10 protein-coding genes are annotated in these 13,317 nt (G+C 65.9%); 9 read left to right on the forward strand and 1 reads right to left on the reverse strand.

The window, feature by feature from the left end; all coding sequences use genetic code 11:
- The first annotated feature begins 90 nt into the window (after positions 1-90).
- From AC0YKC_RS14365 to AC0YKC_RS14395, 7 genes are all read left to right on the forward strand, one after another.
- The gene (locus tag AC0YKC_RS14365) at positions 91-315 is read left to right on the forward strand and encodes a hypothetical protein (protein ID WP_488511506.1); all 225 of its coding nucleotides are present in this window, start codon (positions 91-93) and stop codon (positions 313-315) included.
- A gap of 247 nt (positions 316-562) precedes the next feature.
- Complete coding sequence (ligD, locus tag AC0YKC_RS14370) at positions 563-3,061, forward strand: DNA ligase D (protein ID WP_488511507.1); 2,499 nt, start codon at positions 563-565, stop codon at positions 3,059-3,061.
- Positions 3,062-3,540: 479 nt separating this feature from the next.
- Entirely contained in the window at positions 3,541-4,452 is a 912-nt protein-coding gene (gene ku / locus AC0YKC_RS14375; RefSeq protein WP_488511508.1) for a non-homologous end joining protein Ku, read from the forward strand.
- Positions 4,453-4,469: 17 nt separating this feature from the next.
- Entirely contained in the window at positions 4,470-5,576 is a 1,107-nt protein-coding gene (locus AC0YKC_RS14380) for a tetratricopeptide repeat protein (RefSeq protein ID WP_488511530.1), read from the forward strand.
- A gap of 190 nt (positions 5,577-5,766) precedes the next feature.
- Entirely contained in the window at positions 5,767-6,420 is a 654-nt protein-coding gene (locus tag AC0YKC_RS14385) for an alpha/beta hydrolase family protein (RefSeq protein WP_488511509.1), read from the forward strand.
- 167 nt (positions 6,421-6,587) lie between these two features.
- Positions 6,588-7,361, forward strand: coding sequence for an exodeoxyribonuclease III (gene xth, locus AC0YKC_RS14390; RefSeq protein WP_488511510.1), 774 nt, complete (start codon positions 6,588-6,590; stop codon positions 7,359-7,361).
- Positions 7,362-7,535: 174 nt separating this feature from the next.
- A complete protein-coding gene (locus AC0YKC_RS14395) occupies positions 7,536-8,726 on the forward strand; it encodes an SdrD B-like domain-containing protein (RefSeq protein ID WP_488511511.1) in 1,191 nt (396 codons plus the stop codon).
- A gap of 216 nt (positions 8,727-8,942) precedes the next feature.
- On the opposite strand, the gene AC0YKC_RS14400 is transcribed toward AC0YKC_RS14395, so the two are convergent.
- A complete protein-coding gene (locus AC0YKC_RS14400; protein WP_434722203.1) occupies positions 8,943-9,035 on the reverse strand; it encodes a putative RiPP precursor in 93 nt (30 codons plus the stop codon).
- A 282-nt stretch (positions 9,036-9,317) separates the two neighbouring features.
- On the opposite strand from AC0YKC_RS14400, the gene AC0YKC_RS14405 reads away from it, so the two are divergent.
- Together AC0YKC_RS14405 and AC0YKC_RS14410 are read left to right on the forward strand one after the other, a co-directional pair.
- Positions 9,318-10,910 carry a WD40 repeat domain-containing protein gene (locus tag AC0YKC_RS14405; protein WP_488511512.1) on the forward strand — a complete coding sequence of 531 codons (1,593 nt, stop codon included), beginning with the start codon at positions 9,318-9,320 and terminating at the stop codon, positions 10,908-10,910.
- Positions 10,911-11,179: 269 nt separating this feature from the next.
- On the forward strand, positions 11,180-13,180 hold the full coding sequence (locus tag AC0YKC_RS14410; RefSeq protein WP_488511513.1) for an amidase: 2,001 nt from the start codon (positions 11,180-11,182) through the stop codon (positions 13,178-13,180).
- Positions 13,181-13,317 lie beyond the last annotated feature (137 nt).

The raw sequence follows: 13,317 nt of genomic DNA on the forward strand, positions 1-13,317 counted from the left end.
GGCCCGTACCCGGCAAATTGACTCACATTCCGCTCTCCGCCATGCTTATGGGCAGCCGTATCTCCAGCGGCAGCGTGTTCGAGTGAGGCCATGGCCAGTCCCGTCGCCAGAGAAAATGCCCGCCGCGCCGCGGTGAAGACCGCGCTCGAGCGCCACAAGGTCTATGTCACCGCGCAGCGCTTTTCCGGCGGCTCCTACAGCGCCCGCGTGCTGGTCGATGGCGAAGCCTACTGGGTCGACGAATTCCGGTTGAGCCAGTTGAGGCAAGGGCTGACGCCCGCCGAGCTGGACCTTTTGCCGGCGATCGACGATTGATCTCTCGCGCATGACAACGGCAAGGCTGGCGGGACAGCGCCCCCCTCTGGCCTGCCGGCCATCTCCCCCTCTAGGGGGGAGATCAGACGTCGCCCCCGCCTTCGCTAATCGCCAAGGTTGCAAGGGGAGCGCCGACACTGAAACTGCCAATCTCCCCCCTAGAGGGGGAGATGTCCGGCAGGACAGAGGGGGGCGCGAAGGAACGCGGCATTTGCCGTGGTCCGCTCTGCGCCTTGGCGCCTAGCCCATGCCCGCCAACCTCAAACCCTATCGCGCCAAGCGCGAATTCTCCCGCACCCCGGAGCCGGCGGGCAGCCTCGCCTCCGATGGCTCCAACCGCTTCGTCGTCCACAAGCACCACGCCACCGCCGATCATTACGACCTGCGCCTCGAAGTCGGCGGCGTGCTGAAGAGCTGGGCCGTCCCGCGCGGGCCGTCGCTCAATCCGGCCGACAAGCGCCTCGCTGTCGAGACCGAGGATCATCCGATTGAATATATCGACTTCGAGGGCGTCATTCCCGAGGGCGAGTATGGCGGCGGGCCGATGATCGTGTGGGACACCGGCACCTGGGCGCCGATGGAGGATGTCGAAAAAAGCCTGCGCACCGGCGCCTTCAAGTTCCGGCTGGCCGGGCAGAAGCTCAATGGCGGCTGGATGCTGACTCGTCTGAAGCCCAAGCCCGGCGAGGATGAGAACAAGAAGAACTGGCTGCTGTTCAAGGAGCGCGACCTCGCTTCCGACACCAAGCTCGACATCTTGCAGGCACGGCCGGAAAGCGTGAAATCGGGCCGCCGCATCGAGGAACTGGCGGCGCCGCCGAAGAGACGCGAGCGCTTGCCGCCGAAAGCCGGTTCGCTGAAGCCCGGCGCGCTGCCTGGCGCTGTGAAAGGCGACCCGCCGACCCGCATCGAGCCGCAGCTTGCCACGCAGGCGCTGAAACCGCCGGGCGGCACAGGCCTTGCGGATGATACGGGCGAGCTCTGGCTGCACGAAATCAAATTCGACGGCTACCGCACCATGGCGCATGTCGTGGGTGGAACGGTCAGATTGATGACCCGCGCGGGCATTGACTGGACCAAACGCTATGGCGATCTCCCGCAGGCCTTTTCACGGCTGCCGGTCAGCCAGGCGATTATCGACGGCGAGATCGTAGTGCTCGACGACAAGGGCATTTCGCGCTTCGCGTTGCTGCAGGACGCGCTGGCCGAGGGCGCCGGCTCGAAGCTGCATTTCTATGCCTTCGACCTGCTCCAACTCGACGGTTGGGACCTGCGCAAGGCGCCGCTCAAGAAGCGCAAAGCCCTGCTTGCCGAGCTGCTCGCCGGCCAGGCCGCCAACGCCGCCATCCAGTACAGCGACCATGTCGAGGGCGACGGTCAGGGGCTTTACGACCAAGCCTCGGACCTTGGGCTGGAAGGCGTCGTCTCGAAGCGCGCCGACGCCATCTACATGAGCGGCCGCACCAAGAGCTGGACCAAGGTGAAGGCGCAGAAGACGGACGACTTCGTCATCGCCGGTTACACCGTCTCCGACCGGGCCGAGGGGTTGGCGGCGCTGGGCATGGCCGAGTTCGTCGATGGCGAACTACACTATCGCGGCAAGGTCGGCACCGGCTTCGACAGCGACATGGCGCGGGATCTGCTCGCCCGGCTGGAGCGGCTGACCGCCGGCGCCAGTCCGCCCGAAGGCGTCCCGCGCGAGATCATGCGTGAGATGCACTGGGTGAAGCCGCTGTTGTCGGCCCGCGTCCGCTATTCGAACCGCACCGCCGACGACGCGATCCGCCATGGCGTCTTTCGCGGGTTGCGCGATGTCGGCGGGCTGACCACGCCGGTCCCGGTCAAGCGCAAGCGGCTGATCGCCGAGTCCGATCTTGCCACCATCTGGGTCACCAACCCGGAGCGGCGGCTGTTCGGCAAGACCGGGCCCACAAAACTCGACATCGCCGTCTATTACGCGCTGGTCGGCGATTTCATGCTGCCGCATATCCTGGGACGTCCAGTGTCGCTGGTGCGCTGCCCAACCGGCAAGCCGCAAGACTGTTTCTTCCAGCGCCACGCCTTCACCGGCATGCCGCCTTCGGTGGCGGTGTTCGAGAGCACCAATTCGGAGGGCGAGACAAAAACCTATCTCTCGGTCGAGGATGCCAAGGGCTATCTGGCGCTGGCGCAATTCGGCGTCGTCGAGTTCCACACCTGGGGCACGCACCGATCAAAACTCGAAAAGCCCGACCAGATCGTCTTCGATCTCGACCCGGGCGAAGGGATTTCCTGGCGCGAGGTGGTCGAGGCCGCCGTCCACATCAAGGGCGGGCTGGAAAGCCTCGGCCTTGTGCCCTTCGCCAAGACTTCCGGCGGCAAGGGCATCCACATCACCGTGCCGGTGACGCGCAAGCAGAACTGGAAGAAGCTGCACCAGGTGAGCAGCGCCATCTCCACTTTGCTCGCCGCGAGCGCGCCCGACACCTTCACCACGACGATGGGCAAGGAAAACCGCAAGAAGCGTATCTTCATCGACTTCCATCGCAACGCTCGCGGCCACACGTCCGCCGCTCCTTACTCGCTGCGCGCCCGCACCAACCTGCCGGCCTCCACGCCGGTGAGCTGGACCGACCTGGAGACGATCGATGCGCCGGAGGACCTGAACTACGCCTCGCTGCCGGGATTGCTGGAGACGTCGGGCGATCCCTGGGCGGAGATCGATGAGATGGCAAGGGATTTGCCGGTGGTGGAGAAGGGGTGGTAGCGTGCGGATGAGGGCCGGAGCCCCTCGACTTCGTCATTCCAGGGCGGAGCAAGGAGCGAAGCGACGCGCGCAGACCCTGGAATCCATGCCGTGACCTGGAAGCGATGCGGCGGTGCAAACTATCCGGTGTCGTGAAGCCTTCGTTCTCCACCGTGGTGCCTATCATGGATGTAACGGAATGGATTCTAGGGTCTACGCTCCGCTTCGCGTCGCTCCGCCCTAGAATGACGAAGCGCGACGGCCTCGGCTAGTCGCCAAGCTCTTGCCTTCCATCTCCATCGACGCTTCCTACAATTTGAACTATCCTCCCGCCGATCCAACCCCCAAGAACACTTCGCTAGGAATTCGGCTGTAAGGTTGGGGGTCGGTGTAGGATTTCCGCAGCCTCAATCGTCCTCCGGACGAAGCGCTGCAAAGAGCATGGACAAGACCATGCTCCAACATAGTTGTCAGTGCACATGGCCGCGTAGGAGTTCATCATGGCGCCCAGGGCAAGTTGGAAAGGTTACCTCAAGCTCAGCCTCGTCAGCTGTCCGGTCCGGCTTTATCCGGCCACCAGCGCGAGCGAGCGGATCTCGTTCAACCAATTGCACAAGAAGACCCACAATCGCATCAACATGAAACCGGTCGATCCCGAGCTCGGCCTGGTCGAGCGCTCGGACCTGGTGCGCGGCTACGAATATGAGGACAAGCAGTACATCATCATCGATGACGCCGACCTTGACGCGGTGAGGATCGAATCCAATCACACGATGAACATCGAGGCCTTCGTCGACGAGGGCGAGGTCGACGTCATCTACCAGGATGCGCCCTATTATCTGGCGCCGGATGGCGCGATGGCGGAGGAGACCTTTGCGGTGCTGCGGGAAGCGATGCGCAAGTCCGGCAAGCTCGCCATTGCCCGGCTGGTGCTCTCCAGCCGCGAGCGCGTGGTGACGATCGGGGCGCGCGAGAACGGCATGTTCGTCTGCACCTTGAGGAACCCCAACGAAGTGCGCGGCACGGCTGAATATTTCGGCAATATCCCGGACGCCAAGCCGGATCCCGAAATGCTCCAGCTCGCCGAAGCGCTGATCAAGCAGAAGCAGACCCATTTCGATCCGAAGAACTATGAGGATCGCTACGAGGTGGCGCTGATGGCGATGATCCGCGAGAAGCTGAAGGGCCACAAGCCGATCATCGCGGCCGCGCCCGAGCGCGGCAATGTCATCAACCTGATGGACGCGCTGAAGGCGAGCCTGTCGCAGCAGACCAAGCCTCCGGCCAAGTCGAAGAGCAAGGCCGAGGAAGCGCCGGCCAAGCCCGCCAAGAAGGCGGCTGCTGGTGGTGGCGCGCCTGAGAACCCGCTGAAGGCGAACCTGCTGAAGGCCGTCGGCAAGAGCAAGAAGTGACGGGAAATGCAGGGCCTGTGATCGTTCCCGGCGCCGTCTTCGGCGTCGTCGGGGCGCTGGCCGCCTTTCCGCTGCGACTTGCCGCGCGCGAGGTCGAGCGCCGCCACGCCGAGCTGCGGCGCGGCGTCACCCGCCGCACCTCTCATGTCGTGTTCGGCCGCACGCTCCTCGCCAAGACGACAAGGACCGGCGATGCCGAGATCGAGCGCCGCGCGAAGTCCGAGCGCGAGGCCGGCCGCACGCTCTCCAGCGAGAACGGTTTCCTGCGCCTGCTTGGGCTGATGAAGGCGCCCGACGCCTCGTCGCTGTCCAGGCAATCGCTGATCGACCAGTCGCGGCTCGCGGGCGACGACCTCGACATGCTGTCGCTGTTCGACGCCTTCGAGCATGACGCCGAACCCTATTCCTTCCGCGACCTGATCCTGGCAAGGAAATATGCCGGGCTGATCGCCAGCGGCGCGTCGTGGGGTGCGATCGCGCGCTCCGTGCACCGCTCCGGTCCGGTCGCCTCGCTCACCGCCAAGTCGCTCAACCTTGGCTCGCAGCATGGCCGCCCGGATGCGATCTATCTCGATGAAGGCAGGAGCGAGCTCGACGGGCAGCTTTTGTTCGACCTCGGCTCGCCGGAAGACGACACGCTGGAAGAACTCTTCGCCGAGGCTGAAGCCGCGGAAGAGGAGGGGCGCCACGACGATGCCGCCGCCCTCTATCAGCGCTGCCTGGCGATCGATCCCAAGGATGCGATTGCCGCTTTCAACCGCGCCAATTGCCTGCGCGGCGCCGGCCGGGCTGCCGAAGCCGTGCATGACTATGCCCGGGCGATCAAGCTCGATCCGGGCTTCGTCGAAGCCTGGTTCAACCTTGCCGGGCTGATGAGTGACGAGGGCAAGGTCGCGTCGGCGCGTCGGCATCTGCAGAAGGCGATGGCGCTGGACAAGGATTACGCAGATCCGGTGTTCAACCTGGCGCGGCTGGAATTCGATGCGGGTAATCTCAGTGAGGCTAGGCGGCTGTGGTCGCGCTATCTGGAGCTCGATGCGGATTCCGAATGGGCGCGGACTGCGCAGAAAGGCATACAGTTCGTGGATTTACACATGGCGGGAGAGAGAGATGTTCGCGCTTGAGCACCCCCCTCTGGCCTGCCGGCCATCTCCCCCGCAAGGGGGGAGATCAATTGTCGCGTCGGCTTTCGCTAATCGCCAGCGTAGGAGATTAGGCGCGGCGCCGAAGCTGCCAATCTCCCCCCTTGCGGGGGAGATGGCCGGCAGGCCAGAGGGGGGCGAAGGAACTCGGCCTTTCCGTGGGGGCCGTCTCATGACCACCTTCCTCTTCGACGGCTTTGACACCGCCCCCGTCACCATCCTGCTCGCCCATGGCGCCGGCGCGTCGATGGATTCGCCTTCCATGACCGCCACGGCCAAGGCGCTCGCAGCGGCCGGCTTCCAGGTCGCGCGTTTCGAATTCCACTACATGGCGGCGCGCCGCTACGGCCACCGAAAGCCGCCGCCGCGCGCCGAGACGGTGAACCCTGAATACATCAAGGCGATCGCCGACCTGCGCGCCAGGGGCGTGAGCGGCAAGCTGATTATCGGCGGCAAGTCGATGGGCGGCCGCGTTGCTTCGATGGTGGCGGACGAGATGTTCGCCAAGGGCGAGATCGCCGGGCTGGTCTGTCTCGGTTATCCCTTCCATCCGCCGGGCAAGCCCGAGCAATTGCGCACGAAGCATCTGATCGACCTGAAGACGCCGACGCTGATCTTCCAGGGTACCCGCGACGAGTTCGGCACCAGGGACGAGGTCGCGACCTACGGTCTCTCCCCGGCAATAGAGGTGATCTGGCTGGAAGACGGCGACCACGATCTGAAACCGCGCAAGGCGATCTCGGGCTTTTCGACGGCGGATCATCTGAAGACCGTGGCGGAGACGATAAAGGCCAAGCTGGCCCAGCCATCGGCTTCGTCATTCTAGGGCGGAGCAAGGAGCGAAGCGACGCGCGCAGACCCTGGAATCCATGCCGTTACATACGAGCGCTGCAGCGTTTCAGAATTCTGCATTGCCGAACCCCACGGCATGCGTCACGGCATGGATCCTCGGGTCAAGCCCGAGGATGACGAAGCGAGAGACCGCTTCGGCAAATGAAACTCGCCACCTTCAACATCAACAACATCAACAGCCGGCTGGAAAACCTGCTGGCTTGGCTCGCCACGGCCAAACCCGACGTCGTCTGCCTGCAGGAACTCAAATCCCGCGACACGCAGTTCCCGCTGACCAGGCTCGCCAAGGCCGGTTACGGCGCGGTGTGGAAGGGCGAGCCGACCTGGAACGGCGTCGCTATCCTGGCAAAGGGCGCCGAGCCTGTCCTGACGCGCGACGCGCTACCCGGCGACGATGCCGACCGCCAGTCGCGCTACATCGAGGCGGCGGTCGACGGCGTCGTCGTCGCCTGCCTCTACGCGCCGAACGGCAATCCGCAGCCGGGGCCGAAATTCGAGTACAAGCTCGCCTGGCATGAGCGCTTCGCAACGCATGCCGGTGATCTGCTCGACACCGGCCTGCCGGTGGTGCTGGCCGGCGACTTCAACATCGTGCCGGAACCGCGCGACATCTACGCCACGCGCTCCTACGACGACAACGCGTTGGTGCAGCCGCAAAGCCGCGCTGCCTTCGCGACGTTGATCGAGCAGGGTTGGACCGACGCGCTGCGCAAGGTTTTTCCCAACGAAGAAAAACTCTACACCTTCTGGGACTATCGCCGGAACCGCTGGCCGCGCGACGCGGGCCTCAGGCTCGACCACATACTGCTGTCGAAGAAGCTGGCGCGTAAACTGAAAGCGGCGGGTATCGACCGCGAATTGCGGGGCGGGGACAATCCCAGCGATCATGCGCCGGTATGGGTGGAGTTGGGGTGAGGTTTTCGCGAAGAACGTCCAGGCCGGCGTTCCTTCGCGCTCCCTCTGTCCTGCCAGCATCGCAATTCATCACAATGACTTGCGGCATCAATGTCCAACGCTAATCTGCTGAAAACTTGAAGGGGTTCATGCTCGTGGTCTTGAACATCGGTCTGCAGCCATCGCCCGCCCATCATGGCTGATACCGTCCTCGTCGCCCTGATCTCGGCCCTCGTCCTTGCCGGCGCCGCAGCCCTCATCGCGATCGCGCTGCGCCGGCGACGCAAGCGCCGCAGGGCGCGCGGCAATCCCGATCCGACGGTCGACTATGCGCCGCGCGCCCATTGGGCGCCGACGTCCGGCAAGCTCAACTTCTCGTCCTTCGTCTACATGGACGTCGACGGCGACGGCACCTATGGCCAAGCCGACCGGCCGATGGCGGGCATCGCGGTGCGGCTCTATGACGAGCGCGGCACTTTCGTTGCCTCGGCGCGCAGCAACGCCGCCGGTTTCGCCAATTTCGCGATGTCGTCGAAGCGCCGCAGCGCGGCGATCCACAGGCCCGGCAACTATCGCTTTTCGGTATCGGTGCCGCCCGGCTGGCGCGCCAGCAGCGCCAACCACGACCAGGCGGTGCGCATCTCGGATGCGCCAGGCTCGATGGTCGGCCTCGTCGGCGAGGGCTTGCCGAAGCCGGTCGGCCTCGCGCCGGGGCGGACGGTGAACGGCAGGACGCCGGCCGCAACGGGCGCCACGCTGTCGGTCATGGGCAAGGGTCAATTGCTTGAAAGCCACGCGCTGCCCGCGGACGCGGCCTTCCGCTTCCCGCTGGGCGTCGATGCCGATGAAGTCGTCATTGCCGGTTCGGGGCTGGACCGAAGGCTGAAGCTGTCGGCCTTTCCGGTCGATCTGGGCCTGCTGGCGCAGGGCTCGCTCGCGCCCGGCGCGGCGCTCAATGCGATCGGCTTCGACGACATAACTCCGCGCGGCCTGTGCAAAGTACCGTCGGGCTACGCCGGGCTCGACTGGCGCAATCTGAACGCTATGTCGCGCGACCACACCGCAAACAGCGAGGGCTACGTCAACGGCAATGTGTCGGGCGCCTACATCGCCTATACCAGCAGCGGCCATCCGGCCGAGTTCTGCCGCGCCGCGCCCTTCGGCTTCCATTCGGTGATGCTGGCCGCGGCCTGGCTGGCCTCGGAAGGCGAGGTGGCGCTGGTCGAAAGCTGGCTCAGGGAAGAGCTGATCGCCAGCGACGAGGTCACGCTGTCGGCGCTGGCGCCGGTCCACTACGCGCCGATGCTGGAGGCGGTGACACGCGTGCGTATCTCCACCAACCATCACTGGCAGGCCGTGCTGGATGATCTCATGCTCGCGCTTTGATGCCGCCCGGTGGACCATGGCCGCCACCTGACACGGCGGGCCTGCCTGCAGGAACAATTTCAGGAACAGCGTGTAGCGATTGGGCTCTGCGACTTCGCCGTAGGCTTCGGTCCGGAATCGCGCGACGGGATCAAGGGGTGGAAGCGCCTTGGGCCACCGCGGTCACGGCGGAGAGCCGGTCCTTCTTGATCAACGTCGGCTTCTCGTAGGCCTTCTTCATGCGGCGCCGTTGGCAAGCGATAGGCTGGCTACGACCATCGAGAGCTTGCCCTTGCGGACGAAAACCGGCTTCTCGTAAGTCTTCTTCATGTGATTGCTCCCCTTGAAATCCGAACTGATAATCTCATACGAGCAGTTCCTGTCAAGCAAACGGCCAGGCGGGCCGCTCTGTTCCTGGGGATGGCGTTCTACTGACATGACCGCCGCTCAATAGTGGATGTCCGCACAAGCCGGTACCGGGCGCGGAGGATATCGTCTGGCGAAGCTGTGCGAGGTCTTGCACTTAGCCTTGGCCGCAAGCTCGGCTAAGATGCCGGGGCCGGCTTGCTGCCACGCTGCAAGGGAGCGGGGCGGCGAGGCGGGGGGAGACCGATGAAGAGATCGACCGAGAGGCTGCTGGCGCTGGCGATGCTGGTCATTGGCATTGCCTGCTTCGCCAAGCTCTATCCGGCGCTGGGCGGCAAGCCGTCGGCGCCGGCGCGCCTGGAAATCTTCGGCGCGGCCGGCGTGCTGTCGGTCCTTGCCGGGTTGCTTTTTCTCACCGGCCTGTTGCCGGGCGCCGCCAGGCACGATCCGGCCGCCCCTTTGTTCGGTCGCGACGCCGAGATCGCGCCGGCCGGCCATCCGCGGCTGCGCGGCATCGCGCTCGCTTTGCCGCTTTTGGCCTTGCTCGTCATCGTCGCCGACCAGTTCGGCTCGTGGCGGACCCAGGAGCCTGCTAGCGAGCCGACGAAGGAAATCGCCACCGCGCCGACGCTTCGGCCTGCCGAGCCGGAGGCGAGTACAAGACCAACCACGCCGGAAGTGAGCACAAAGCCAATCGTGCCCGAGGCGAGCGCCGAGCCGGTCGTACCCACACAGGAAGAGGTCGCGACGCCTGCGCTGCCCGAGCCGGTTGCGGCTCCCGTCCAGCCTGCGCCGGCCGCCGCCGCGCCCGCGGCGCCGCAGCCTGCCCAACCGGCACAGCCCGTCCTGTCGACCGAGCAGACGGCGCTCGCGCCCGCAACGCCGCCGCAGACGGTGGCGCCGCCTCCACCGGCGCCTCCGGCCCAGCCGACCGCGCCCGAAGGCCACCGCGATGCCGTCGTCTGGCTGGCGGTGTCGGCCGACGGCCACGAGATCATGAGCGCAAGCACCGACCGCATGATCAAGCTCTGGGACATCGACGGCAAGCGGCTGATCCGCGATCTGGGTGAGCAGAAGGATATGGCGCGCAGCGCGCTCTTCATGCCCGACGGCAAGACTGCGCTCACCGCCGGCGACGATGGCGAGATCGTGCTGCGCCAGTTGTCCGACGGCACGGTGCTGCACGTCTTCTCCTCGGGGGCGAATGGCGGCGTCAGGCAACTGAAGATCAGCCCGGACGGCAAGCGCGCCGTCAGCGGTCACGACACCGGGTCCGTGGTCGTCTGGGACCTGGCGAAGGGGGTGGTGTCGCATGTGCTGCCGGGGCATGACTGGTCGGTGAGCTCCGTCGCCATCTCGCCGGACGGCACCAGGGCGCTCACGGGCAGCATCGATGGCGAATTGAAGCTGTGGGACATCGTCGCGGGAAAACAGCTGCGCAGCTGGCACGGCCACGACCGCGGCGCCTATGGCGCGGTCTTCCTGGCCGACGGCCACCACGCGGTGACCGGCAGCGGCGATTACACGATCAAACTCTGGGACCTCGACAGCTTCAAGGAAGTGCGGCGTTTCGAGGGCCATTCCGGCACGGTCTATGCGCTCGCCTTGTCGGTCGACGGCAAGCGGCTCGGCTCCGTCTCGCTCGACGGCACGGCGCGGATCTGGAACATGGACACGGGCGACGAGATCGCCGAATTCGATCCCGGCACCGGGCCGATGTACTCGGTCGCCTTCGCCGCCGACGGCACGCTGTTGACCGGCGGCATCGACCGCACCATCCGCGACTGGCCGGCGGCAGGCGGGGACGGCAAGGTGCTGTTTGCGGGGGCACCGGAGTGAGGATGTTGCGATAGTTTGCTGACAGGATAGGTCGGCGGGACAGCACCCCCCTCTGGCCTGCCGGCCATCTCCCCCGCAAGGGGGGAGATCAGCAGCTTCCGCGCGCTGCCATTGTGCTGCAAGGCCGACAATTGGCGAAAGCGATCGCGACATCGATCTCCCCCCTTGCGGGGGAGATGCCCGGCAGGGCAGAGGGGGGTGTGAAGGAACGCAGCCTTCGCGATTGCGCCGTTCCGGACGCGTGGTCACTGACAAGGAGGCGCCAGCCGATGAACATAGTCGAAGCCTCGATCGCCGATCTGCGCCGCGCGCTGGAGGAGGGCACCGTCACCAGCGTCGAACTGGTCGGCGCGTATCTGCGGCGCATCGCGCATTACGACCGCCATGGCATCGCGCTCAACGCTGTGCCCATCCTCAACCCGAACATGTTCGCGGAGGCCGAAGCCTCCGACCGGCGCCGCAGCCAAAACAAAACGCTCGGACCGCTCGACGGCATCCCATACACCGCCAAGGACAGCTACAAAGCCAAGGGGCTGACGGTGGCGGCCGGCTCTCCGGCCTTCGAGCATCTGGTGGCCACGCAAGACGCCTTCACCATCGCCCGCCTGCGGGCGGCGGGCGCGGTGCTGATCGGCCTCACCAACATGCCGCCGATGGCCAATGGCGGCATGCAGCGCGGCGTCTATGGCCGCGCCGAGAGTCCCTACAACAAGGATTTCCTCACCGCCGCCTTCGCTTCCGGCTCGTCCAACGGTTCGGGCACCGCGACCGCCGCGTCCTTCGCCGCCTTCGGGCTCGGCGAGGAAACCTGGTCGTCCGGCCGCGCGCCGGCTTCCAACAATGCCTTGGTCGCCTACACACCCTCGCGCGGCGTGATCTCGGTGCGCGGCAACTGGCCGCTGGTGCCGACCATGGATGTGGTGGTGCCGCATACACGCACCGTTCCCGACATGTTGGAACTGCTCGACGTCATCGTCGCCGACGATGCCGAGACGCGCGGCGATTTCTGGCGCGTTCAGCCTTGGGTGGAGATCCCGAAAGCTTCAGCGCTGAGGCCCGTGAGCTACACCGGTCTCGCGCTGCAAGGTGCGCTGAAGGGCAAGCGGCTTGGCGTGCCGAAAATGTATATCGGCAAAGATGAAGGCGCCGAACGCCCCATCGAGACCCGCGCTTCGGTGCTGGAGCTCTGGCGGCAGGCGGCGCGCGATCTCGAGGCGCTCGGCGCCGAAGTGGTCGAGGTCGATTTCCCCGTCGTCTCAAACTACGAGCGCGATCGTGCGGGCGCGCTGTCGATGGTCGATCGCGGTTTGGTGCCGTCGGAATTCGCCGAGCGCGAGATCTGGGACCTGTCCATCTGGTCCTGGGACGATTTCCTGCGCGCCAATGCCGATCCGGCAATCCCCGATCTTGCTTCGGTCGACGGCGCAAAGATCTTCCCGCAGCCGCCGGGCACGTTGCGCGATCGTTACGGCGAGGCCGATTTCGATCTGGCGCAATATGTCGAGCGGGCGAAGCGGGGCGTGGCGCCGCTCTCGGACATTCCTGCGATCGAGGCGGGACTGGAAGGCCTGGAGGCAACGCGGCGCGCCGATTTCGAGGACTGGCTCGACGCCAACAAGCTCGATGCCGTGGTGCTGCCGGCGGTGGCCGATGTCGGCCCGGCCAATGCCGATGTTGACGAGGCCTCGGCCAGGCTCGCCTGGCGCAACGGCACCTGGGTCGCCAACGGCAATCTGGTCTGGCGCCATCTCGGCATCCCGACCGTGACGGTGCCGATGGGAACGATGGCCGATATCGGCATGCCGGTCGGCCTCACCTTCGCCGGCAAGGCCTATGACGACGTGGCGTTGCTGGGGATCGCCGGCGACTATGAGCGCGCCACAAGGCGGCGCACCGTTCCGCCGCGCACGCCGGCGCTGGCCGATGATGTGTTCGAGGGCAGGGGCCTGGCGGGTCGTGTTGGCGATGCACCGCTCACGCTGGCGCTGGCCGCTCAGACGACGCGATCCGGCGACACCGACGAGATCGCGATCGTGTTGGACGTCGAGGCGAACGAGCCGGCCGCCGTGCAAATTCACGTCAATGGCGAGCCCGTCCTCATGCAGGCGGGCGGCAATCGCCACACCGGCCGGGTGGTCGTGCCGGCATCGACGCATCAGGGCTTCCACAGCGTCTGGCGCGGCGCCTATGGCTCGATCGTCACGGCCATTGCGCGCCTGCCTGACGGGCGCTGCGAGGGAGCCTTTATAATCACCGGCGGCATCGGCTGACAGGCTACTGCCGATCTGGCAGAGCGACGCACTTCCGAGTGCGCGGCAAGCTGATCGCCGCCACTCGCTCGATCCCGCAATGCGTCGCCGATCCGAGCAACGCCTGAGCGGCTGCTGCTGCTCCGTGCCGCCTGCTA

This window comes from Mesorhizobium sp. CNPSo 4661, assembly GCF_057784215.1.